This window comes from Herbidospora sp. RD11066, assembly GCF_054661255.1.
The window spans coordinates 513,897-536,341 of sequence record NZ_BAAGDO010000003.1; the positions used below are offsets into that span (position 1 = coordinate 513,897).

Annotated in this window: 19 protein-coding genes, 1 tRNA gene, 1 pseudogene and 1 CRISPR repeat array; of the genes and pseudogenes, 11 read left to right on the forward strand and 10 right to left on the reverse strand. The window is 67.9% G+C overall.

The genetic code is table 11. The features are described 5' to 3' along the window. Positions 1-48 precede the first annotated feature (48 nt). Positions 49-566: a CRISPR direct-repeat array (repeat unit 29 nt; unit sequence CGGTTCACCCCCACGGGCGTGGGGACTGG). A gap of 730 nt (positions 567-1,296) precedes the next feature. Both ACYQ78_RS13850 and ACYQ78_RS13855 read right to left on the reverse strand, forming a co-directional pair. Further along, the gene (locus ACYQ78_RS13850) at positions 1,297-2,328 is read right to left on the reverse strand and encodes an AAA family ATPase (RefSeq protein WP_459801216.1); all 1,032 of its coding nucleotides are present in this window, start codon (positions 2,326-2,328) and stop codon (positions 1,297-1,299) included. A gap of 258 nt (positions 2,329-2,586) precedes the next feature. Continuing rightward, on the reverse strand, positions 2,587-2,952 hold the full coding sequence (locus ACYQ78_RS13855; protein WP_459801217.1) for a GntR family transcriptional regulator: 366 nt from the start codon (positions 2,950-2,952) through the stop codon (positions 2,587-2,589). 137 nt (positions 2,953-3,089) lie between these two features. Here ACYQ78_RS13855 and ACYQ78_RS13860 point away from each other — a divergent pair, with 137 nt between their 5' ends. The 7 genes from ACYQ78_RS13860 (at position 3,090) to ACYQ78_RS13890 (ending at position 8,798) form a co-directional block, all read left to right on the forward strand. Further along, complete coding sequence (locus ACYQ78_RS13860; RefSeq protein WP_459801218.1) at positions 3,090-3,419, forward strand: SCO3933 family regulatory protein; 330 nt, start codon at positions 3,090-3,092, stop codon at positions 3,417-3,419. Next, positions 3,412-4,908, forward strand: coding sequence for an FtsK/SpoIIIE domain-containing protein (locus ACYQ78_RS13865; RefSeq protein ID WP_459801219.1), 1,497 nt, complete (start codon positions 3,412-3,414; stop codon positions 4,906-4,908). Before ACYQ78_RS13860 ends, ACYQ78_RS13865 begins: the two co-directional genes overlap by 8 nt. Then, positions 4,856-5,314 carry a DUF2637 domain-containing protein gene (locus tag ACYQ78_RS13870; RefSeq protein ID WP_459801772.1) on the forward strand — a complete coding sequence of 153 codons (459 nt, stop codon included), beginning with the start codon at positions 4,856-4,858 and terminating at the stop codon, positions 5,312-5,314. Before ACYQ78_RS13865 ends, ACYQ78_RS13870 begins: the two co-directional genes overlap by 53 nt. After that, entirely contained in the window at positions 5,311-5,601 is a 291-nt protein-coding gene (locus ACYQ78_RS13875; RefSeq protein ID WP_459801220.1) for a hypothetical protein, read from the forward strand. The genes ACYQ78_RS13870 and ACYQ78_RS13875 overlap by 4 nt, the downstream gene beginning before the upstream one ends. Before the next feature lie 346 nt (positions 5,602-5,947). After that, entirely contained in the window at positions 5,948-7,243 is a 1,296-nt protein-coding gene (locus tag ACYQ78_RS13880; RefSeq protein ID WP_459801221.1) for a replication initiator, read from the forward strand. Then, complete coding sequence (locus tag ACYQ78_RS13885; protein WP_459801222.1) at positions 7,240-7,431, forward strand: helix-turn-helix transcriptional regulator; 192 nt, start codon at positions 7,240-7,242, stop codon at positions 7,429-7,431. The genes ACYQ78_RS13880 and ACYQ78_RS13885 overlap by 4 nt, the downstream gene beginning before the upstream one ends. Further along, a complete protein-coding gene (locus ACYQ78_RS13890) occupies positions 7,428-8,798 on the forward strand; it encodes a tyrosine-type recombinase/integrase (RefSeq protein ID WP_459801223.1) in 1,371 nt (456 codons plus the stop codon). The genes ACYQ78_RS13885 and ACYQ78_RS13890 overlap by 4 nt, the downstream gene beginning before the upstream one ends. Before the next feature lie 269 nt (positions 8,799-9,067). Here ACYQ78_RS13890 and ACYQ78_RS13895 read toward each other — a convergent pair. Together ACYQ78_RS13895 and ACYQ78_RS13900 are read right to left on the reverse strand one after the other, a co-directional pair. Then, a tRNA-Ser gene (locus ACYQ78_RS13895) sits at positions 9,068-9,156 on the reverse strand. A gap of 77 nt (positions 9,157-9,233) precedes the next feature. Next, positions 9,234-11,438 (reverse strand): MinD/ParA family ATP-binding protein, encoded by a 2,205-nt coding sequence (locus ACYQ78_RS13900; protein ID WP_459801224.1) that lies wholly within the window; start codon positions 11,436-11,438, stop codon positions 9,234-9,236. A 115-nt stretch (positions 11,439-11,553) separates the two neighbouring features. Between ACYQ78_RS13900 and ACYQ78_RS13905 the strand changes: the two genes are divergently transcribed. Both ACYQ78_RS13905 and ACYQ78_RS13910 read left to right on the forward strand, forming a co-directional pair. After that, the gene (locus ACYQ78_RS13905; protein ID WP_459801225.1) at positions 11,554-12,513 is read left to right on the forward strand and encodes an NAD(P)H-quinone oxidoreductase; all 960 of its coding nucleotides are present in this window, start codon (positions 11,554-11,556) and stop codon (positions 12,511-12,513) included. Between the two features lie 5 nt (positions 12,514-12,518). Then, positions 12,519-13,019, forward strand: a complete 501-nt coding sequence (locus ACYQ78_RS13910) for a bacterial proteasome activator family protein (RefSeq protein ID WP_459801226.1) — start codon at positions 12,519-12,521, stop codon at positions 13,017-13,019. A gap of 142 nt (positions 13,020-13,161) precedes the next feature. Here the strand turns inward: ACYQ78_RS13910 and ACYQ78_RS13915 are convergent, their stop codons facing one another. Continuing rightward, positions 13,162-13,971 (reverse strand): HAD family hydrolase, encoded by an 810-nt coding sequence (locus ACYQ78_RS13915; RefSeq protein WP_459801227.1) that lies wholly within the window; start codon positions 13,969-13,971, stop codon positions 13,162-13,164. Between the two features lie 240 nt (positions 13,972-14,211). Here ACYQ78_RS13915 and ACYQ78_RS13920 point away from each other — a divergent pair, with 240 nt between their 5' ends. Then, positions 14,212-14,415 carry a cold-shock protein gene (locus tag ACYQ78_RS13920; protein ID WP_030455233.1) on the forward strand — a complete coding sequence of 68 codons (204 nt, stop codon included), beginning with the start codon at positions 14,212-14,214 and terminating at the stop codon, positions 14,413-14,415. Between the two features lie 75 nt (positions 14,416-14,490). Here the strand turns inward: ACYQ78_RS13920 and serS are convergent, their stop codons facing one another. The 4 genes from serS to ACYQ78_RS13940 are packed head-to-tail and all read right to left on the reverse strand — an operon-like array spanning position 14,491 to position 18,376. Beyond that, on the reverse strand, positions 14,491-15,753 hold the full coding sequence (serS, locus tag ACYQ78_RS13925) for a serine--tRNA ligase (RefSeq protein WP_459801228.1): 1,263 nt from the start codon (positions 15,751-15,753) through the stop codon (positions 14,491-14,493). 10 nt (positions 15,754-15,763) lie between these two features. After that, positions 15,764-16,690, reverse strand: a complete 927-nt coding sequence (pheA, locus tag ACYQ78_RS13930) for a prephenate dehydratase (protein WP_459801229.1) — start codon at positions 16,688-16,690, stop codon at positions 15,764-15,766. Positions 16,691-16,740: 50 nt separating this feature from the next. Continuing rightward, on the reverse strand, positions 16,741-17,199 hold the full coding sequence (locus ACYQ78_RS13935; RefSeq protein ID WP_061290226.1) for a DUF4446 family protein: 459 nt from the start codon (positions 17,197-17,199) through the stop codon (positions 16,741-16,743). A gap of 22 nt (positions 17,200-17,221) precedes the next feature. After that, on the reverse strand, positions 17,222-18,376 hold the full coding sequence (locus ACYQ78_RS13940; RefSeq protein ID WP_459801230.1) for a glycosyltransferase 87 family protein: 1,155 nt from the start codon (positions 18,374-18,376) through the stop codon (positions 17,222-17,224). Between the two features lie 410 nt (positions 18,377-18,786). Between ACYQ78_RS13940 and ACYQ78_RS13945 the strand changes: the two genes are divergently transcribed. Then, the gene (locus ACYQ78_RS13945; RefSeq protein ID WP_459801231.1) at positions 18,787-20,820 is read left to right on the forward strand and encodes a hypothetical protein; all 2,034 of its coding nucleotides are present in this window, start codon (positions 18,787-18,789) and stop codon (positions 20,818-20,820) included. Between the two features lie 565 nt (positions 20,821-21,385). Here the strand turns inward: ACYQ78_RS13945 and mptB are convergent. Next, a pseudogene (gene mptB, locus ACYQ78_RS13950) lies at positions 21,386-22,069 on the reverse strand (polyprenol phosphomannose-dependent alpha 1,6 mannosyltransferase MptB); the annotation flags it as partial. Positions 22,070-22,445: the final 376 nt, after the last annotated feature.

Consider the following 22,445-nt stretch of genomic DNA (forward strand, 5'->3'; position numbering starts at 1 on the left):
CGGGCGTGGGGATTGGTAGACATGTCGGAGCGCCGGAGGCGCGAACCGCGGTTCACCCCCACGGGCGTGGGGACTGGACCACCGACCTGGCCGCCGCGATCGGCGTTTCCGGTTCACCCCCACGGGCGTGGGGACTGGACCGCCGACAGGATCGCCTCTGATCGTTCGCGCGGTTCACCCCCACGGGCGTGGGGACTGGTGGTCATGAGATCTCCCGGTAAGGACTGAGAGCGGTTCACCCCCACGGGCGTGGGGACTGGTTCTGGGAACGTTGGCAGGTAGGACTAGACCACGGTTCACCCCCACGGGCGTGGGGACTGGTCTTCAAGGAGGAGAAGCCAGAGGTCCCCGCGCCGGTTCACCCCCACGGGCGTGGGGACTGGGGCGGCCCGAGGATGGAGGCGATCGCCTCCGCCGGTTCACCCCCACGGGCGTGGGGACTGGCTGGACGGCCGTCAGCCCGAACCGGACGGCTACGGTTCACCCCCACGGGCGTGGGGACTGGCCTTCCTGCATCTCTTCTTCGGTGACGTACGTCGGTTCACCCCCACGGGCGTGGGGACTGGACTTCCTGAGCTGCTCAAACGTCGCTGACCTGCACCGACACTAATGTCGGGGTTTCGCGCCATGCACGACTCAAACCGCCACTCCATCTCGACCAAAATGGCGACATCAACATTTAGCCTGCTCAGAAGCATCGTCATAACTCGAAAGCACCCTGCGATGATCCAATGGCTGGCGGACCGTATCTCTCCAGCCGATCCCGCCTCCGCGACCCATCCCCACATTGTTGTGGATTCAGTCGAGACAAGCTTGATTGGCAGCGTTCTACTCCTGCAGACGCTGGCAAGTGATCCGGGATGGCAACGATAGTCAGCAGGATGCCAAGGATGCGCTTCCAGCGACAAGGCGGACAAATACTGCTGCTCGGCGCATGGGTGGCGCGGGCCGCGACCGGCCGAAGAGGCGCAGCGCGGCCCGCGATCGCCCGTGCGCGCCGGGCTGCCGCAGGCGGGCCGGCCTTGATAACCGTAGAGAAAGTCCTCATCCAGCGGGCCCTCCATCTGTGCCCTCCATCTGTACTCCAGTAGGTCCAACAGCCGAAAAGGCTTTGGCCAAAGTCGCTCGTATGGCTGATCAGGCGAAGCCGTAACGGAAGAAGGATCTTGAACTGAGACGGCGAGAACAGCAGATACGGCGGGACGGCTCATCCAGAACCAGGATGAGCCGCAAGAGATCCATCGAGATTCAGAACGACCGAGTTCAGTGGCGATCAACAGTCACGCATGTGACCGCTCACGTGAGGATCCGTTTCAACGCGTCTCGGGTCTGGTCAGCGAGGCTGATGGCGGCGAAGAGCGTGTTGTCGAGTGTGAGGTGTGCGGTCGGCAAGTTGTTGAGCTTGAGTGCGGCCATGTAGCTGTCCCAGTTGGCCAGCTTCCACGTGTCCCGGGGAGCCGCCCGGTGCTCGATGTACTCGCGCATGGTGTCGGGATCGCATGTCACCCAGGCCGCCGCCACATCGACCCCCTTCGCCGCGCAGCGATTGGTCAGCCGAGATAGCCATGCGGTGTCGTGCAGTTCGGCAACGAGATTGGCCGACAGGATCGTCGAGGTGCCGACCGAAACGTTGTCGAAGGCCGAGTCCACAAGGCACCTGTACTCCAGCGGACGCACCTCAGTGAGGTAGAGGTCACTGTGCCGATCGTGGGGGTCACCCCCGAGGCTGGTCAGCAGGCGTTCGGTGAGGGCGCGGGTCAGGGTGTCCTTGTCGAGCAGCGCCCAGCCGGTGACGTCGGCCAGAAAGCGCGCGAACTCGGTACGCCCGGATCCCGAGTGCCCGCCGATCAGGATGAGGATCGGCCGCGGGCTGGGGCAGCGATGCCACGCGTCGACGACCCGTTGCCGGAGCATGTCCTGCTCAGGACCCGGCGGGGTCAGCCGGGCGGAGAGCTGGAGCAAGGTCTGTTCGATGACCGATGCGGTCTGGGCGTCGATGACCGGGTCAGCGGGGCGGGGAAGAGCAGAGATCGGGCTGTCGTGCGATTCGCCCGGAAGTGGGAGCCGGAATCCCAGTGCCGATTCGGCCGCCTGGTACATGAGGCAATACGCCCGGCGATAACCAGGGCTCGGGTATACGGCACCACTCTCATGCGACCAGAGCGTCTGGAAATTCGCGGCTAAAGCGTCAAGTCCGTTCTTTTCAGCGACTTCGCGAAGTTTCTCGCCTGCCGCTTCAAGGCTGAGCCCGTGGGCTTCGCGGTGCTCGCGCAGCCGCGCAGGGGTCCAGCCTGGTCGGTTTGCCTTCATTGCGTCCTTACGGTTCACGAGGAGGGTCGCGCCTGGTGTTGCGTACCTGGTGCCGTGTACCTAGAACGAGTGAAAACCCTGTGTAATCGGCGCGCAACTACCAGTGAAAGAGTTTAACTAAGCGCGTGTGATACCTGAATGCGTCAGGCACTGATGAACTTCCTGTGCGCCCCGGAAAGCCGACGCGAAAGCAAGGAGCACAGGAAATGGACGATATGGAGGTCCTTCAGGAAATACAGCAAATACGGTCAGACCTCGACGGGCTTCTCCACCGGATCAGTCTGATCGTTTCCGCCCTGACAGCACGATCTTCTCAAGGTCCGCGACCCGTTGCCCGAGGTCCTGCACCGCCTCGCGCATCATGACGAGCTGCCGCAAGAGCTCGGACTCCTCGCCGGGAGGCGACATGGCCAGCTGCTGTTCCCGTACGAACACGCCTTTCCCCTGCTGACCGATGATCAGCTTCTCCGTCCGGAGTACGGAGATGGCGGACTTCACGACGCTCGCCGAGACGTCGTATAGGGAGCAGAGTTCAGCCGTCGAAGGCAGCACGGCGCCGGGCGCCAGCTTGCCTGACTGGATCTGGCTCCGGAGGTCGTCGGCGATCTGGAGATAGCCCGGACGCCCGGTCTTCTCGACCATGGGCCGCCTTTCACGAGGTGTCCCCTCAGTCCAGCACAGCCCCACCGGCCTGCCAACCAGGCCGCCAAAGAATCCCTTGACAACTTAGAATGCCAAGCGTTCTATGTGTTCCAGGAAATCGCAGATGGAGGAACCACATGCGAACCATCCCGATCCCGGTCGACCCCACCCGCCTCACGATCACCTGCGTGAAGAACCCCAAGCCCCGCCTCCAGAACCGCGAGACCGGCGAGATCAAGCTCGACAAGACCGGTCAGGTCGTCTACGAGGTCACCGTCTCGGTCGAGGACGACTCCGGCCGGATCGAGCTGATGAAGATCGGCATCAGCGGCGAACCCGCTGTGGCCGCCGGCCAGCAGATCAACCCGGTCGGCCTGGTCGGCTACCTCTGGGACTTCGAGGGCCGCTGGGGGATCTCCTACCGGGCCGCCGCACTGCTCCCCGTCGGGGAGGACACACGTGTCTGAGGAAGTGCACGGCACGCTCATCGCCCTGGCCGCCTCGTCGGCCGGGCTCTGGGCCTGGGTCACCTGGTACTCCGCGTCGTTCTGGCTGGTGGTCGGCTACCTGCGAACCTCGATCCGGGTACGGCTGTCCTGGCGGAAGGTCGCCCTGGGCTGCGGCCTCACCAAACGACGCCAGCGCCCCAACTTCCTGCGGGTGCCGCGCCTCGTCCTGGAGACGGGCACGGTTCAGGTCAACCGCCGCTGGCGCCGGATCGGCCTGGACGCCAAGCCGTGGATGTGGTGGCCAATGCCCACCCGGCACGGCTGGCGGGTCACCATCCGCACCCTCGAAGGCCAGGTCCCGCAGGACTACAGCAAGGTCGCCGAACGACTGGCGCACTCCTGGCGCGTGCATGGTGTCCGGGTCACTTCGCCCCGTCCGGGGCGGGTGGTCCTGTCGGTCACGATCCGCGATCCCCTGGTGCACGTCGCCGCCCCGACGAACACCGCCGAACTGCTGCAGGTCACGGTCGGGCGGCTGGAGACCGGGCGGCCGTGGGTCATCGACTTCAAGACGGTGCCCCACTGGATGGTGGCCGGGGCGACCCAATCCGGGAAGTCCAACCTGGCCAACGCGCTCATCGTCGGGCTGTCCCCTCAACCTGTCGCCCTGGTGGGCTTCGACCTCAAGGGCGGCGTGGAGTTCGCCCCGTACACACCGAGGCTGTCGGCACTGGCTACCTCCAGGCCGGAGTGTCTCCGAGTGCTCGCCGAGGTCAGCGCCCTGATGCAGAGCCGGATGGACGTGTGCCGAGCGGCCGGTGCCCGCAACATCTGGCAGCTGGACCCTGACCTGCAGCCGCTCCCGGTCGTCATCCTGATCGACGAGCTGGCCGAGCTGTATCTGATGGCCGACAAGAGCGAGAAGGACGAGGTCGCCGCGATCTCCACCGCGCTTCTGCGGGTCGCCCAGCTCGGCCGGGCCTTCGGGATCTATCTGGTCTGCTGCGGCCAGCGCATCGGCTCTGATCTCGGTACGGGTGTCACGGCCCTGCGCGCCCAGTGTTCAGGCCGGATCTGCCATCGGGTCAACGACCCGGAGACGGCGGTCATGGCCCTGGGCGACCTCGACCCGGCCGCGCTCGACTCCGCTCGCATGATCCCCGCAGCGAGCCCCGGCGTCGCGATCGCCGCTCATGAGAACGGCCAGTGGTACCGGTCCCGGTCCTCGCTCGTCGTCAACGAGACCGCCGAGGAGGCGACCCAGCGGTGGGCGCACATGGCCCCGAGCTGGAACGCGGTCCTGGCCGGCGCGCGCATCCCGGATCTGATGGCCCGCTCTCGCAAGGAGGCAACCGGTGCCCCGCGTCGCTCGCTGGCTGCTCGACTCCGGGCCCATCGTCGTCCTCGCGCTCATAGCGGGCGCCGGGTCGTTCAGTCACATCCGCCGAACGGCCCTGGAGAACGGCCAGACCGGCTGGATGGCCTGGGCCATCGCGATCTGCATTGACCTGACCTGTGTCATGGCCGCCCGCGAGCGCCAACGCGACAAGCGAACCGGCCGAACCACAACCGGCCGTGTCTCCTGGCCCGTCGTCGTCATGACCAGCGCGATCACCCTCTCCCTGGCCGCCAACCTCCACCAGGCCTACCCAACCGTCTGGGGCTGGCTGACCGCAGCCACACCGGCCGCCGCGTTCCTCATCGCAGTCTCCATGCTCGAACGCCGCGCCTCCCACGTGGCCGAACCCGCTCCGGCTCCGCCCACCGCACTGACCACGTACGCACAACGCCTGGCCGACGAACACCGCGCCAAGCACGGCGAGCCGATCGACCCCGCCACCTTCCAAGCCCGGCTGGGCGTCTCCGCCCAGCTCGCGGCCGACCTGTTCCGCACGCTGAAAGGAACCAGATGACCGACGACCAGCGCACCGAGATGATCGCCGGCCTGCGGGCCCTGGCCGACCACATCGAAGCCCACCCCGCCATTCCGGTGATGCCCGACCTCACCGTCTACACCTTCGCAACTCGGGCGGCCGACGAGGTCATGAAGGCGGAGATCGACACGTACGCCGCACAGTTCGGCACGCCCGTCACGGACGAGAAAGGCCACTACAGCACCACCCGGGCCTTCGGCCCCGTCGAGTGGAAGGCGGTGGCGATCTGCAGCACCGCTCCGTCGTACCGGAACCGGGAGTTCTAGATCATGCCGCTCAAGCGCATCAAGATCTGCCAGGCGCCGGAGATCCGGCGACGCCCCTACCGGGTGTACCTGAAGCTCATCCCTCAGGACCAGAAGAGCCAGCCGTAACCGTCTACATCTGCTGCGCCTGCAACGGAACCGGTGTCGACGGGGACGGCGAGAGCTGTCCTCACTGCCACGGCATCGGACTCGACCTCGGCGTGTAAACGCAACGCCCCCTGCCTGGCCACACATCCACCAAGATCCGCGCCAGGCCGGGGGCCATCCATCCAGCAACACTGGAGAGGACGGCCCCATCTTGCCTCAGAACACCAACGCGCACGTGATAGCCGGGATTATCGCCCGGTTGAACGACCCCGGCTTCGACCGGTGGGCCTCCCAGATCCGCGGCACCGGCGGCTGCCGCCAGCCCATCCGGCTGCGCGGCCACGTCGAGCACGTCGACCAGGCCACCGGCGACGTCCTGCACCGCTACACCACCCACACCGAACCCGGTGGCGTCCTGAACGTCCCCTGCAAGACCCGCCGCGCCAGCCGCTGCCCCGCCTGCGCGGAGATCTACCGCGCCGACACCTACCAGCTGGTGCGCGCCGGCCTGGTCGGCGGCAAGGGTGTCCCGGCCTCGGTCGTCGACCATCCGAGCCTGCTCGTCACGCTCACCGCGCCGTCCTTCGGCATCGTCCACAACCGGGGCGCCAAGAAGCGCTGCCGCGTCCGGCGAGCGGCGCCGACCTGCTCCCACGGGATCAAGGTGACCTGCCCGGCCAAGCACCCCGTCAACGACACCCGGCTCGGCCAACCGCTCTGCTTCGACTGCTACGCCTACACCGAAGCCGTGCTGTTCAACGCCCTGGCCCCCGAGCTCTGGCGCCGCTTCACCGAAGCCCTCCGCCGTCGGGTCGCCAGGCTCGCCGGCCTCTCCAACAAAGAACTGCGGCAGGTCCTCACGATCTCCTTCGCCAAAGTCGCCGAGTACCAGCGACGAGGCATCGTCCACTTCCACGCCGTCATCCGCCCCGACGGACCGGACGGGCCCGCCTCGACGCCTCCCACGTGGGCGACGACCGAACTGTTCACGGACGCCATCCGTCACGCGGTCGGCGCCGTCTCGGTGACCGTCCCGGCCATCGACGACTCCCCCGAACGGACCCTGACCTGGGGCAAGCAGCTCGACATCCGCCCCATCACGCTGACCGGCGAGCTCACCGAACAGACCGTGGCGCGCTACATCGCCAAGTACGCCACCAAGTCCGCCGAGAGCACCGGCACCCTCGACCGGCGGATCCAGCCGCTGGAAGACCTCACCGGCCTGCCCATCTCCGACCACGCCCGGCGCCACATCGCCGAGTGCTTCCGCCTGGCCGCCCTCGACGACCTGGCCGACCTCAAGCTCGACCGCTGGGCCCACATGCTCGGATTCCGCGGCCACTTCTCCACCAAGAGCCGCCGCTACTCCACCACCCTCGGCGCCCTGCGCGCCGCCCGCGAGGAGCACCGACGTGGTGAGGCCATCACCACCGGCCGTCTGCCGCTCTTCCCGGAAGACACCGTCGCCGTCGTCGGCGACTGGTCGTATGCCGGGACGGGTCTCAGCCTGGCCGAGCAGGCCCTCACGCGAGCCATCGTCGGCGGTGCCATTTGAGCCGCCACGACGAACTCCTCACGGTGCCGCAGATTCTCGACGCGCTCGGCGGCGTCTCGCGCCGGACGTTCTACCGCTGGCGGGAGATCGGCCAGGCTCCGCGCGGTCTCAAACTCCCCAACGGCGAGATCCGCGTCTATCGCAGCGAACTCGCCACCTGGCTGGACTCCCTGCGGGAGGTCTCATGAACCTCACCTATGAGGTCCGCTTCTGGGATATCACACGGCATGAGACCAAGAGCGGCCCGTCGTACCGCGTCCGGCGAAAGGTCGGCGGGCAGGTCAAATCGACCAGCTTCAAGACCAAGGCCCTGGCGGAGAACTTCCTGTCCGACCTGAGGCAGGCAGCCAAGCGCGGCGAGGCCTTCGACATCGAAACCGGTCTTCCCGTCTCGATGCTGAAGGCGGACAAGCAGAAGACCTTCTACGAGTTCGCTCTCGCGTACGTCGAAATGAAATGGCCTCACGCCGCCGCGAAGACGCGGGACAGCATGACGGATGCCCTGGCGACGGTGATCCCAGCCCTCGTCAAGGAGGACGCGAAGGACACGCCTGAGACCACTGTTCTCCGGAGCGCCTTGCGGCAGTACGCCCTCCCGCCTGCCGCCAGAATCGAGCCGCGACCGCAAGAGATCAAGTCAGCGCTGGACTGGTTGGAGAAGCATTCGCTTCCCATGGACGAAGTGGCCAAGCCCCGCGTTACTCGCCTGGGTTTGGACGCGATCACCCTCCGGCTGGATGGAACCGCCGCTGGGGCGACGACCATCGCCCGCAAGCGATCCGTCTTCTACAACCTCCTGCAGTACGCCGTGGAACTCGAAGTCCTGCCGTCCAACCCGGTCGACAGGGTCAAGGCGTGGAAGCCGCCCAAAGTCCGTGAGGTCGTCGACCGCCGCGTCGTCGTGAACCCCACCCAGGCGAAGGAACTTCTGACTGCGATCACCTATGTCGGCCTCCTCAAGCGCGGGCGCCATCTGAAGGGCTTCTTCGCCTGCCTGTACTACGCGGGCCTGCGGCCGGCTGAAGCGCTGGCTCTGCGGAAGTCGGACTGCGACCTCCCGGAGACGGGCTGGGGTCTCCTGATCGTCGCCAAGTCCAAGCCACAGTCCAACAAGCGCTGGACGGACAGCGGGGAAGGCCACGACGACCGAGGTCTCAAGCACCGAGCCAAGAACGAAGGACGCCCGGTGCCCATCCCTCCGGAGCTCGTGACGATCCTGCGCGAGCACATCGACGAGTTCGGCGCCAACGACGACGGCCGCCTCTTCCGGACGCTCACCGGCGGGATCATCTCGATCGGCACCTACTGCGAAGCGTGGAAGGCGGCCCGAGCCCTCGCGCTGAGTCCCGAGCAGGTCACCTCACCCTTGGCCGGACGTCCCTATGACCTCCGCCACGCCGCAGTGAGCCTCTGGCTCAACGCCGGAGTGGCACCGCCCGATGTCGCCGAGCGGGCCGGACATGGAGTCGACGTCCTGCTCAAGGTGTACGCGAAGTGCATCGACGGCGGCGCCGAATCCGCCAACCGCCGGATCGGTGCCGCGCTGGCAAGCTGATCACCACCAACGCTCCACCTCGCCCCTGGCCACATCGGCCGGGGGCTTTTCGCGTGATCGTCATCAAGCCGAGTTCCCGAAGTGTTCCCGCACCGGTGACTCGGATTTGCCCTACGACCTGGGAAAACACCACCAAGATCATGTCGCGTATAGGGCGCGATCAACTACATGGAGCCGCATCAGACGGCACACGGCTGCACACGAAAGAAATGATCACCAGGCCACCTGACACTCATCAATGCAGGTCAGACCACGTTTTCCAAGCTAAGCGGAGAGCGTGGGATTCGAACCCACGAGGAATGTCGCCACCCCTAGCGGTTTTCAAGACCGCCGCCATCGTCCACTAGGCGAGCTCTCCAGACCCCCCACAAGAGGGGTGTCGAAACGCAACCCTACTCTCTCCCGCCCCCACCAGAGGACGGGAGAGCCACGCCATCAGATGTGGTCCGGAATCTCCGAGTACCGCCGCTCCCCAAGCCCGGGAGCCCCCGCGAACCCGTCCCCCACGCAAGCCGCCAACTTCAGGAACGCCGCCCGAGTAGGCTCCTGCAGCCTCTCCAGGTCGATCTCCGCCCCTTCCTCAAGGTGCGGGTCGTACGGCACCCGGACAACGGCCCGGCACCGAGCCGCGAAGTGCGCTTCCAGCCGCTTCAGGTCGACAGTCGACTTCGACCGAGGCCGAACACTACAAAGCACCACGGTCGCCGACTTGACCAGATCCCCGTAGTGGTGCGCCTCCAGCCAGTCCAGCGTCGCGGATGCGGCCCGAGCCCCGTCCACAGAAGGACTGCTCACCAGGACCAGCTGATCGGCCAGCCCCAGCACGCCGGACATCGCCGAGTGCAGCAACCCGGTCCCGCAGTCGGTGATGCAGATCGAGTAGAAGTTCTCCAGCACGGCCGAAACCGACTGGTAGTCCTCGGCGGAGAAGGCCTCGGACACGGAGGGGTCCCGGTCGGACCCGAGGATCTCCAGCCGCGAAGGCGTCTGTGAGGTGAAGGCGCGGATGTCGACGTACCGCCGGATGTCGCCACGCTCGTTCAGCAGGTCACGGATGGTCGCCGACGTTTCCAGCTCCACCTTGTCGGAGAGCGTTCCACGGTCGGGGTTGGCGTCGACGGCGATCACGCGGTCGCCGCGGACCTGGGCCAGGGTCGCGCCGAGGCCCACGGTGGTGGTCGTCTTGCCGACGCCGCCCTTGAGGCTCAGCACGGCCACGCGGTGGTGTCCGGCCGAGACGGGGGTGCGGGCGCGGGCGACCAGTTCGGCGCGCTTGCGGACCTCGGGGGCCTCGCCGGGCTTGATCAAGCCGGCCGTCGCCTTGAATATGACCCGGCGCCAGCCGGTGGCGGGGCCGTCCTTGCGTCCCTTGAGGAGGGTCGCGGGGTCGAGGCTGTCGGCCGAGGGCTTCGACGAGCGGGGGACGAGCGCCCGCGACGTCGAGGTGAAGGCCGGTGCGGGCAGGTTGTCGGGCTGGCGGCGCCGCGGCTGGTAGGGCTCCCGCTCCGCGATCTCCCGCGACTCCGAGAGGGGCTGAACCTCTCTCGTGTACGACTCCAGCGCCTCACGCGCCGACGATCGGAACGCCTCACCGGGTCCGCCGGAGCTTTCGGCCGACTGGTTGAGGTTCTCCCGCAGGGAGCCTCTTAACGGCTCATCGGCGTCGCGCAGGGGCCGGAACCGGTCGCCCGGGTCGGTGTCCTCGATGGCCGGGGGCTCCTCGGCCTCCGTACCGGGCCAGGAGAACCGGCCGGACTCGGCATCCGAAGAGACCTTGAACGGACCCGAGTCGGAATCGGAGCGACCGAAACCCCCGGAGTCGTTGTCGGACCGCGAGAACCCGAAGCCGCCCGAGTCACTGTCGGACCGCCCGAACGCGAAACCACCCGAGTCACTCTCAGGCCGCGAGACCCGGTCGGTGTCGTTCCGGGAGAACCCGAAATGCCCGGAGTCGGAAGAGTCGGGCCGCTTGAAGCCGCCCGAGTCGCTGTCGGACCGCGAGAAGCCGAACCCGCCCGAGTCGCTCTCAGACCGCGAAGAGTCGGTCCGTGAGAAGCCACGCGCCGTGTCGAAGCCACCCGAGTCGCTCTCGGAGCGCGGGAAACCGAAGCCTCCGGAATCGGAGTTCAGTTCCGCCACCGTCTCCGGGGAGAACCGGCCCGTCTCGGCGTCAGGCCGGGAGAAGCGGGCGGGCTCGGCGGGCTCGTCATGAACGGGTACGGCCGGCTCCAGCCAGCCGCGGACCGGCTCGTCGGGGCCGTCGCCCTCGGCCGGCGACCGCTCTCCGAATGCCCCCACGTTGTAGGAGTCGGTGTCGATCGGCGTGTCGGCGAATGCCCCGCGCCCGTTTCCGAACGGCAACGGATCGAGTGTCTCCACCCCACTGTCGTTGGCCGGCGGCTCTTCGACCGCGGCGACAGCCCGGAACGGCGCCGGCTCGGCCGGAACCGACCGCCAGGGGTCCTTCGGGTAGGGCGAAGGTACCTCGTCCGTCGGCGGTGCGGGCTGTGGAGCGGCCAGCGACGACGCCGTCACCGCGGATACCGCGATGTCGACCTCGTCGGGCATCTCCTTGATCGCGTCGAGCCAGGCCAGCTGGTCTTCGAGCGAGTGGGGATCCTCACGATCGTGTCGTGCCACCGTGTTTCCCCCTCGGGATGGGCTAAAGGGGCAGCAAACACATTGCAGATTAGCGCCCCGTATACAGGCGAACGCGGCCAACCGTCGAGTTGGCTGCTCGGTTACTTTAGGTCACATGCGTGCGATCGTGATTTCAAGCCCCGGTGGGCCCGAGGTTCTGGAGTGGCGCGAGGTGCCGGATCCGGTTCCCGCCCGAGGTGAAGTGGTGATTGAGATCACCGCGTCAGCCGTGAATCGGGCCGATCTTCTGCAGCGGCAAGGACTCTACCCGCCTCCGCCCGGTGCGTCTGAAATTCCCGGGATGGAATGTTCTGGGGTGGTGACCGAGGTAGGTGAGGGTGTCGATACCCTCACGGTCGGTGACGAGGTCACGGCCCTGCTCGCCGGCGGCGGATATGCCGAAAAGGTGGCAGTTCCGTGGCAACAGGTGATGCCGGCCCCCACCTCCCTGGCCGCGTCGGCCGCACTGCCCGAAGTGGCGTGCACGGTCTGGGCCAACGTCTTCATGGCCGCCCGCCTGCGCAAGGGCGAGACCCTGCTCGTCCACGGCGGCGCGAGCGGCATCGGCACGATGGCGATCCAGCTCGCCAAGGCCTTCGGATCGCGGGTGATCGTCACGGCCGGCTCGGAGGCGAAGGTCGAGCGGTGCCTCACTCTCGGTGCGGATAGAGGAATCAACTACCGAGAGGAAGATTTTTCCCAGGTACTCAAAGACGACCGACCCGACGTCATCCTCGACATCATGGGCGCCAAGTACCTGAAGCCCAACGTCGCGATCCTCGCCAAAGGCGGACGACTGACCATCATCGGCCTGCAGGGCGGCACCAAGGGCGAACTCGACATCGCCGCGCTCCTCCAGAAGAGAGCGACCGTCATGGCCTCGGCGCTACGGAGTCGTACACCCGACGAGAAGGGCGCGATCTGCCGGGGCGTCGTCGACAGCGTGTGGCCGCTGGTCAGCGCGGGTGCGATCAACCCCGTCATCCACGCTGAGATACCGATGGAACACGCTGCGGAGGCCCATCGGATGCTCGAAGCCGGGGACCACATCGGCAAGATCCTGCTAGTAGGTTGAGAGGCATGAACGCTGACGAGAGCACTCCACACGTCGTGGTTCTTCCGTCCGGGGAAGAAGCGCCGGAAGGCGAAGAGCGGTCGGTCGCCGACCTGGTGGAACAGCCCGCGAAGGTGATGCGGATCGGCAGCATGATCCGCCAGCTTCTCGAAGAGGTCCGCGCGGCCCCTCTCGACGAGGCGAGCCGCAAGCGTCTCATGGAGATCCACCAGAGCTCGATCAAGGAGCTCGAAGACGGCCTGGCCCCCGAGCTCGTCGAGGAGCTGGAGCGCCTCTCGCTCCCGTTCGCGACCAACGGCACCCCACCCAGCGAGGCCGAGCTCCGCGTGGCCCACGCCCAGCTCGTCGGCTGGCTGGAGGGCCTCTTCCACGGCATCCAGACCACCCTGTTCGCCCAGCAGATGGCCGCCCGCGCCCAACTGGAACAGATGCGCCGCGCGCTCCCAGGCGGCTTCTCCCAGGGCCAAGACGACCCAGGCCGCGGCGCCTCGGGGCCCTACCTCTAAAGGCCCTTTTCTTGTACGGGCTGGGCGACCCCCAACGTCACCCAGCCCCACCTGAATCACCAAGGCACGAGTCCGGGCGCTCCCACGCCCGAAATTTCGTGACATCGCCGCTGGCCCCGGCACCCCGGCCAGGCGCGTCCCTTCAGGCGGCGGGAGTCACCCCGTACAACCGCTCCAAGACCTGGGCCACCCCGTCGTCATTGTTGGCCGCCGTCACATGGTCGACCGCTGCCAGCACGTCAGGGTGCGCGTTGGCCACCGCCCATGACGTCCCCGCCCAGCCCAGCATCGGCAGGTCGTTCGGCATGTCGCCGAACGCCACCGCGTCCCCCGGTGTGATCCCGTTGCGGGAGGCGAAGCGGGCCAGGGCGGTCGCCTTGGTCACGCCGAAGGCGCTCATCTCGATCAGTGCCCGCCCGCTCGAATGCGTCGGCGTCACCGTGTCCCCCACCAACGCCACGACCCGCTCATAGAGATCGTCGGCGGCCATCGTGTGGTGGTAGGCGAGGAGCTTGGCGCAAGGCCGGCCGAGAACGGACGAAACCGGCGGACGCCCGTCGCCGAAACGCTGATCCCAGCTCCCCAACGGGAAGTCGCTCTCGTAGGCGTATCCATCTTCGTACTCGACGGAGAAGGTCAGCGAAGGCACGGCACCGCGCAGCAAGGCGACCGTTTCGGCCACGACCTGGGACTCCATCAGGTGGGAGTCGGCGATCGACTCGGTGTGGAGGTCGTAGAGGAGCGCGCCGTTGGCGCAGATGGCCAGGCCGCGGTGGTTCACGACATGGCTGACGGACGTCATCCAGCGCGGCGGCCGGGCGGTGACGAAGACCAGGGTCGCCCCGGAGTCCTCCACGGCGGCGAAGGCGGCGGCGGTGCGGGCCGAGATCGTGCCGTCGGAGCGCAGCGCGGTGCCGTCGAGGTCGGTGGCGATGAGACGTGGTGGGGCCATAACAGGTCCCAGTTTGCCCTGCCCGGAAGACGCGCTGGACAGGGGGATCTCAGGACAAGATTTCTCCCCCGGACTTGGAAGACCTGGGGGCCCTCATAGTGTTAGATATGGAACGCGTTGTATTAGCTGTTCCCGTAGCGAAAACCAGCTTGACTGTTATGAGCCACCCGGGGAGCTGTGCGACACACCGGGGTTCACGAGGTGTGTGCCCCAAGATTCACTTCCTTAGGGAGAGCGTTAATGGCTCAGGGAACCGTCAAGTGGTTCAACGCTGAAAAGGGCTTCGGCTTCATCGCCCCGGACGGCGGGGCTCCGGACGTGTTCGTGCACTTCTCGGCCATCACGGGTTCCGGCTACCGGAACCTCGAAGACGGTCAGCGTGTGGAGTTCGAAGTCACCGAGGGCCCGAAGGGTCCGCAGGCTTCGCAGGTCCGCGCCCTTTAGACCACTGATAGACCGCTGACAGCCTGAAGGCCGGGGTTCTTTCGAGAACCCCGGCCTTCAGTGCGTTCAACCGCGCTATTTGACCGGTTCGAGAACGTCGAGCCCGACAAAGGGCCGCAACGCCTTCGGAACGACGACCGAACCGTCGGCCTGCTGATGGTTCTCGAGAATGGCCACAATCCACCGGGTGGTGGCGAGCGTGCCGTTCAGAGTGGCGACGACGCGCGGCTTACCGTCGTCGTCGCGGAATCGCACCTTGAGGCGGCGGGCCTGGAACTCGGTGCAGTTGGACGTCGAGGTGAGTTCGCGGTAACGCCCCTGGCTGGGGATCCAGCCCTCGCAGTCGAACTTGCGGGCGGCCGACATGCCGAGGTCGCCCGCGGCGGTGTCGATGACGCGGTAGGGCAGCTCGCACTTCTCGAGCATCTGCCGCTCCCAGGCCAGCAGCCGCTGGTGTTCCTCGGACGCGTCCTCCGGCTTGCAGTAGGAGAACATCTCGACCTTGTCGAACTGGTGGACCCGGATGATGCCGCGGGTGTCCTTTCCGTACGACCCGGCTTCCCGGCGGAAGCACGACGACCAGCCGGCGTAGCGGTAAGGCAGCTGGGGGCCGTCGAGGATCTCGTCGGCGTGGTAGGCCGCGAGCGGCACCTCGGAGGTGCCGACCAAGTAGAGGTCGTCTTCGGGCAGGCGGTAGATCTCGCTGTCGTGGGCGATCGTGAAGCCGGTGCCCTGCATCGACTCGGGCTTCACCAGCACCGGAGTGATCATCGGGACGAAACCGGCCTCGATGGCCTGCTGCATGGCCATGTTGAGCAGCCCGAGCTGAAGCCGGGCCCCGGCGCCGCGCAGGAAGAAGAAGCGCGAGCCCGACACCTTGGCGCCGCGCTCCATGTCGATCGCGCCGAGCAGCTCGCCCAGCTCGAGGTGGTCGCGCGGGGCGAAGTCGAACTCCCGGGGGGTGCCCACGTGTTCGAGGACGACGTAGTCGTCTTCGCCGCCGTGGGGCGCCGCCGGGTCGACGATGTTGGGCACCGCCATGAGCATGGCGTCGAGTTCGGCGCCGAGCCGCTCGGCCTCCGCCTCGGCCGCCTTCACCTGCGCCGCGAGATCCTTCGCCCGATCGAGCAGCGCCTGCCGCTCGTCGCCGGACGCCCGGGAGACCGACTTGCCCACGTTCTTCTGCTCGGCGCGCAGCGACTCGAAGGAGCCGAGCGCGCTACGACGACGCTCGTCGAGGGAGAGCAGCGTGTCGACGACGGAGTCGTCCTCCCCGCGGGCGCGCTGCGAGTCGCGCAGCCTGTCGGGATCTTCGCGTAGGGTTCGCAGGTCAATCACAGAGCAAACGCTACCGTTGCACGGAACCCGCCCGCATTCGGCTTAGCCACCCGGCCGCCTCGGCGAAATCGGCGTCGGCGACGCCACGCTTGATCTGCGTCGGCACCTGGTCGGCCCGGGGGTAGCTTCCGAGGAAGCGCAGATCGCCGGAAACGCGGTGCAGGCCGGAGATGGCCTCACCCACCCTGGCCTCGGCGATGTGCCCCTCACAGTCGAAGTGGAAGAAGTAGCTGCCGATGCCGTCGCCGGTCGGACGCGATTCGATGCGGGTCAGGTTGACGCCGCGTACGGAGAATTCAGAGAGCATTTCCAGCAGCGCGCCCGCGTGGTCGTCGCGCAGGAAAGCGACCATCGACGAACGGTCGGCCCCGGTCGGCTCGGGGAGGGTCCCGGGGGGCGCGACCCGGACGAACCGGGTGACGGTGTCGTTGCGGTCGCCGATGTTGGAGGCCAGCTCGGTCAGTTCGTAGATCTCGCCCGCGATCGACGGCCCGATGGCGGCGTCGTAGGGCGACTCGGGGTTGGCGATCTCCTGGGCCGCGCCGGCGGTCGAGGAGGAGTGGACGACCACGGCCCCCGGGAGCTCCCGGTCGATGAAGTCACGGCACTGGGTGTGCGCGGCGGGATGGGTGAAAATGCGCTTGATCTGGCGTGACTCGGTGCCCGGACGGACCAGGAGCGAGAACTCGACCGGCAGCAGCAGCTCGGCCACGATCAGCAGCGGCTGCCCCCAGGCGAGCTCGTCGAGCGTCTGGGCGATGCCACCTTCGAGCGAGTTCTCCAGGGGAACGACAGCCCCTTCGGCCTCGCCGTTGCGGACCGCGTCGAGCGCGGCCCTCACGTTGGCGCACGGCAGGCGCTCGGCCTCGGGCGCCAGTTCACGAAGGGCGGCCTCACAGAAGGTGCCCTCGGGGCCCAGATAGGCGAGCTTTGACATAAGACCAGGTTAGCCACACTCGGGCGTGCTGTATGTGCATCCTTACGACTTCAGCGCGCGGAGTTGCTCCAGAGACCACCGGCGGGTCGCAGCAGGTCACCGTCGGCCGACTCGACTTCGGGCCCCAGCCCGAGCCGCGCGGCCCGCACCGCCTGCTCCTCTTCGGGCGAGAGAGGCTGGAGCCCCTTGCCGCCTCTAAGGGCCCTGACGTAGGTACGAGTTTCGGTCCGCCCGTTTATCGAGGTCAGCACGATCCCGTCACCGAGCCCGTTGATCAGCGCGACCGAGAACGACAGCCGCCCGGTCATCTCCTCGAGGGCGTCGTAGCGGAAGACGGCGACGTCGCGGATCGCCTTGGTGTCGACGACCCCTTCGACGGCCGCCCGCCGGGCCAGGACGTCGAGACAGTCCTGCACGGCGGCCCGCGCGTTACGCAGCGAATAGAGCCCGATGGCGACACCGGTGAAACCGGCGAGCAGCCCGACGATCACAAAAGCGGTAACCAGCACGCGACCGAGCGTAATGGCGCGGTCACGCCTTCGCCCGCTTTCGGCCAAGGAGGAATACGAGCGCGATGGCTCCCAGCCCGAACGCGTTCTGGACGATCTTCCCCAGCGTCGGGGAGAGCACCGGGATCTCCCACATCTTGATGTAGGCCCCCCACCAGGGAATCGGCAGCACGTAGAACACCCACGTGGCGAGTTTCTCCCTGATCCCGGGCAGCGCCGCGATGACGACGACGATCCACGCGAGATGGTGAATCCACGCGACCGGCGACAGCAGAACGGCCATCAGTCCGGTGAGCGCGACGGCGGTGATGGTGTCGCCGTCGAGGAAATGGCGGCGGGCGGCGCGGAAGCCGTACCACCCGATAAAGGCGAGCGCCGCGAACCAGAGCACGGTGGTCAGCGCATCGGGCCAGTAGAGCCGCAGCAGCATCCCGCGCATCGACTGATTCGTCGTCGCGGTATTGGCACCGAGCCTTTCCGAATCGAGCAGCGCCCCGAACCAGAAGTCGACGGCGTCCTGCGGGATGACGAGAAAGGGAATGACCGTGAGTACCGCGGCCGTCCCCGAAGCCGTGAGAAAGGCTTTCATTTCGTCATTCCGGTACGGCTTCCGCCACGCGACCAGCAACAACAAGATGAGGAACACGCCGGGCGTGAGCTTGACCGCCGTCGCGATTCCGATGAGAACCCCGCGCGGCCACCACGGCCTTTTCACCACGACGTCGAACAGGCACAACGCGACGAGAAACAGATCGACCTGACCGAAGCGGATCTGGTCGCGGATCGGCATCAGGTAGAGGCACGCGATCGTGAGAAGCGGCAGCCATTTCCGCTGCTCGGGAAAGGCGACCCAGACGACGGCGGCGAGCGTGGCGACGATGGCCGCCGTCCAGACCCACTGGAGCACCGGCCACGGCAGCAGCGCGAGTGGCACCGCCAGCATCGCCGAAATGGGCGGATAGGTGAACGGAAGCAGTTGCGGCGCCGGCGTGACCACGCCGTAGAGGGGCAGCCCGTCGAGCAGCGCCTGGCCTCCGAGCCGGTAGACGTCGAGGTCGACGAGCCGCTGGTCATCGGGGTTGGTCAGCCAGTAGTGGACGAGCGGCGCGGCCGCCGCCAGCACGAGCAGCAGCCCGAGGGGCCACCAGGCCGTCCGGCTCCGCACAACGCTCCTCACGATCCGGCAGGCTACCTTGGTTGCCGCCAACGGACCGCTGGGAAGGACACCCTGTGCACAGACCCCCCACGAGCGTGGCCGCACGGGGCGACGATCCACCGGCGAACGACACGGCCCCGAAGTCCTGGGACTCCCACCGACCCGGTCTTCTCGCACCGCCCGGGACCGCTCAAGCCGAGGGCACCAAAGCCAGCGCCGCCGAGGCCGGGACCTGCGAAACCAGCGCCACCAAAATCGGGATCGCCGAAGCAGGAGCCACCCAAGCGGGGGCCACCGGGACCAGCGTCACCGAGACCGGGACCGACCGCTCTCAGCCCCATCGACCCCGCCAGGCGACCGCCGGCTCCCCGGACGCATCACACCCGACTCACTTCCGAAGCGCTGCGCCCGTTCTGCGAGGGGCGAAAAGAATGCGCCGGGTCGTCTGGGGACTGCTGATCGCTTTGCTGACAGGGGTTTTCGGGCTGCCCGGAACCGCTCTCGCGGCGCCGACAGGCCAGGTGGTGATCATCGGGGTCCCCGGGCTGGAGTGGGCCGATCTCAGCGCCGCGCGGACGCCCAACCTGTGGAAGCTCGCCGGGAACGCCGCCGACGCCTCGCTGTCGACCCGGGCGGTGCCGCTCGAAGGCCGGGGCATCACGTGCCCGGTGGCGGGCTGGCTGACGGTCTCGGCCGGGCAGCGGGCCGCCTCGCCGGGGTGCGAACCTCCCGCCTGGCCCGCCGACTGGCAGGCGCTGGTCGCGTTGCAGCAGGAGTCGTCGTTCCAGGCCCGGATCGGGACGCTGGGACAGGCCGTCAAGGACGCCGGTGGCCGGGTCGCCGCCGCGGGGCCGGGCGCCGCCCTGGCCGCAGCCGACATTTCCGGAAATATCACCACCTACGCCGCCACCATCGCCGACCTCGACCCCACCGGCCACGCGCTCATCGTCACCGAGGCCCCGGAGATCTCCGACGCCTGGCTCGCCGCCGGAATGAGCGACCAGGGCAGAGAGCAGGCCGTCGCCGCCGCAGACAGGACGGTCGGCGCCATCCTCGCCAAGGTGCCGGAGAACGCGACCATCCTGGTCGGGGGCGTCTCCGACGCGCGTACCGCCGCGCATCTGCACGTCGCCATGGCCACCGGCCCCGGATTCCCCCAGGGGCTGCTCACCGCGTCGTCCACCCGCCAGGTCGGCCTGGTCACGATCACCGATCTGACCGCCACCGCGCTGACCGCGCTCGCCATCCCCGTCCCCGAAGGCGTCGTAGGCCGCGCCTGGACGTCGACGGCCGGTTCCGCCTCTCCGGGAGCCCTGGCGGACGACGATCTTGCCAGCCAGGTTCTCAGGGACGTCCGGGAACTGTTCTTCTTCTCGCTGGTCATGATCCAGGTCGTCTTCTACGCGATCGCGGCGTTCGTCATGCGCCGCCAGGTCGCGGGCGCCGGACGCGCCATGATGATCGTCGGCGTGATCAGCGGCGCCGTGCCGATCTCGACGTTCCTGGCGCAGCTGATCCCGTGGTGGAGCGTCGCGCATCCGATGCCCGCGCTGGTCGGCACCATCCTCGGCTTCGCCGTGCTCATCGCCGCCGTCGCGTTCGCCGGGCCGTGGCGCCGCGACCCGCTCGGCCCCCTGGGAGTCGCCGCGGGCGTGTCGTCGATCGCGCTGCTCCTCGACGTCATGACCGGCTCACATCTCCAGGTCAACGCGGTCACCGGCTACGAACCGGTCACCGGCGGCCGGTTCTACGGCTTCGGCAACATGGCCTTCGCCGTCTACTCGACCGGCACGATCCTGTTCCTGGCCGCCGCCGCACACTTCATCCGCCGCCGTGGCCCGGCCCTGATCTTCTGTGTCCTGTACGGCCTGCTCGCCATCGCCGCCGACGGCTGGCCCTCCTGGGGCGCCGACTTCGGCGGGGTGCCGTCGTTCGTCCTCGGTTTCGCGGTGTTTCTGCTGCTCCTGGCCGGCCTCCGGGTGTCGGTGACCCGGCTGGCCCTGATCGCCGTCGCGGGCGCCGCACTGATCACGGCGATCGCGCTGGCCGACTGGTCACGCCCGGCGGAGCAGCGCACCCACCTGGGCGCGTTCGTTCAGCAGGTCATCGACGGCGAGGCGGGCGGAGTGCTGGCCCGCAAGCTCGGCGCGATGCTCGGCACACTCGGCAACTGGCCGCTGACCCTCCTGTCGCTGGTCGCGCTGGCGTTCCTGTTCCTCGTGCTGGCCCGCCCCCGCGAGATGAAGGTCGCCGCGCTGAGCGTGACCTACGAGCAGGCCCCGGAACTGCGGGCCGGACTGATCGGCGCCCTGACGGCGGCCTTCGTCGGCTTCCTGATCAACGACTCGGGGATCGCGATCCCGGCGATGGCACTGACGGTGGCCGTACCACTGACCCTCGCGGCAGCCGTACGAGCAGAAACACCACCACCCCCAGCAGCAGCCACGGAACGACCTGCGACCTGACCACCTCCACCAGCCACTCCGACCCGGCGGGCTGGTCGAACTGCCGCGCCGGCAGATAGGCGAACGACAGCAGCGCGATCCGGGCCACCATGACGTAGTCGAGCCACGACCGCGACACCAGCGCCAGCAGCGCGAACGCGAGCCCGTCGTACCACGGGAGCGCGTAGGGCGTGGCGAACAGCCACGCGACCGAGAACGCCAGAGCGACCCGCGCGGCATCGAGCGGCGCCAACGCCCGCAGTAGCAGCGCGGCGAGCGCCGCGAACAGGATCAACGACCCGATCTGAATCCAGATCTTGTACGACCCCTCGCCGACCACCGCCTGCAACACGCCCTTGACCACGCTCCAGGGCGTCGCGAGCGAGACCATCTTGCTGGCGTCGAGCACCTGCCCCAGCGAATTCGGCCCCGCCAGCCAGTAGGCCACCCCGGAGACCGCGAGCGCGGTGGCGGCGACCAGCGCCAGCCTGCCGAGGTTCTTCCGCAGCTCCCACGCGACCCCGAGCGCGACCACCCCGACGGTCACCTTGGCCGCGACCCCCAGCCCGAGGAACACCCCCTTGAACCGGGTGACCAGCGCGGCGACCACGAGGGCGATGGCGAGCGTGTCGGCGTGCATACCGGCGACCAGATGGAAGACGACCAGCGGATTGGCCGTCCACAACACCACGCCACGCGACCCGAGCATCCAGGCGACGGCGAGAAAGGCTGCGGCGTTGACGATCGCCATGACGAACACCGTCAGCCGCAGCGAGTCGCCCCCGATGAAGCTCGCCAGTGCCTGCACCCCGGTCGTGACGGGCCCGTAGACACTCGGCGTCCCGGCCCACTCCTCGACCGCCCCCAGAACGGGATCACCGGGATATCGGTCAGGGGTGACCGAATAAGGGTCATGCCCCAAACTCACCAGCCGCCCGTAGGCGGCGTAGTTCAAATGATCAGACGACCCGATCGGCGGCAAGAAGGCCAGCAGCACAACGGCCCCCACCCCCAGCCACCCCAGCACTCTCAGCGATGGCGCGCCATAGAGCCCCAGCAGGACTCCGCCCACCCCGAGCACGACCACGGCGGCCGCGACCCCGATGGCCACCCACCCTGGAAGCCCGGCATCGACGAAGAAGGGCACCCACCCGGCACCGGTCAGCCGAGGCTGAAAGGCCGAAGGCCCCAAGAAGGCCAACACCACCGTCAGCCCCAGCGCCGCCGCCACACACCCGACGGCCGCCTTGCCCGCAGCCACACGCTCCACGCCGAGAAGCCTAGGGGCGCCCCCGGAACGCCCACCGCCCAGAGCATCAACCTGTGGACAACTTCAGCCCCTGTGGAAAAGCGGACGTGAAACCACACCGGCAATCGGGACATCGATTCCGAGTCCCATAAGCCGAAATTTCCGGTACGACAGCCCCGATGCAGGCCGCACCGGCGCGATCGACCCCGGCGTAGACAGCTCTGACGCGGCAGCCCCCACGCAGGCACGACCAGCCCCTATGTAGGACACACGGCCTTGGAGGCTCACTTCCTGCCTCGATCGCCCGACCTCAGGCGCTCAGAGCCGAGCATCGATTCCTGAGTCGATAAGCCGAAATTTCGGGCGCGACAGCGCCCGATGCAAGGCCAGGGCAGTC

Excerpts from the sequence above, each read along its gene's own strand:
- ACYQ78_RS13855 (WP_459801217.1), bottom strand. The coding sequence starts at position 2,952 with ATGGTCGAGAAGACCGGGCGTCCGGGCTATCTCCAGATCGCCGACGAC.
- pheA (WP_459801229.1), bottom strand. The coding sequence starts at position 16,690 with ATGTCAAAGCTCGCCTATCTGGGCCCCGAGGGCACCTTCTGTGAGGCC.
- ACYQ78_RS13945 (WP_459801231.1), top strand. The coding sequence starts at position 18,787 with ATGCGCCGGGTCGTCTGGGGACTGCTGATCGCTTTGCTGACAGGGGTT.
- ACYQ78_RS13860 (WP_459801218.1), top strand. The coding sequence starts at position 3,090 with ATGCGAACCATCCCGATCCCGGTCGACCCCACCCGCCTCACGATCACC.
- ACYQ78_RS13890 (WP_459801223.1), top strand. The coding sequence starts at position 7,428 with ATGAACCTCACCTATGAGGTCCGCTTCTGGGATATCACACGGCATGAG.
- ACYQ78_RS13920 (WP_030455233.1), top strand. The coding sequence starts at position 14,212 with ATGGCTCAGGGAACCGTCAAGTGGTTCAACGCTGAAAAGGGCTTCGGC.
- ACYQ78_RS13905 (WP_459801225.1), top strand. The coding sequence starts at position 11,554 with ATGCGTGCGATCGTGATTTCAAGCCCCGGTGGGCCCGAGGTTCTGGAG.
- ACYQ78_RS13915 (WP_459801227.1), bottom strand. The coding sequence starts at position 13,971 with ATGGCCCCACCACGTCTCATCGCCACCGACCTCGACGGCACCGCGCTG.
- ACYQ78_RS13910 (WP_459801226.1), top strand. The coding sequence starts at position 12,519 with ATGAACGCTGACGAGAGCACTCCACACGTCGTGGTTCTTCCGTCCGGG.
- ACYQ78_RS13875 (WP_459801220.1), top strand. The coding sequence starts at position 5,311 with ATGACCGACGACCAGCGCACCGAGATGATCGCCGGCCTGCGGGCCCTG.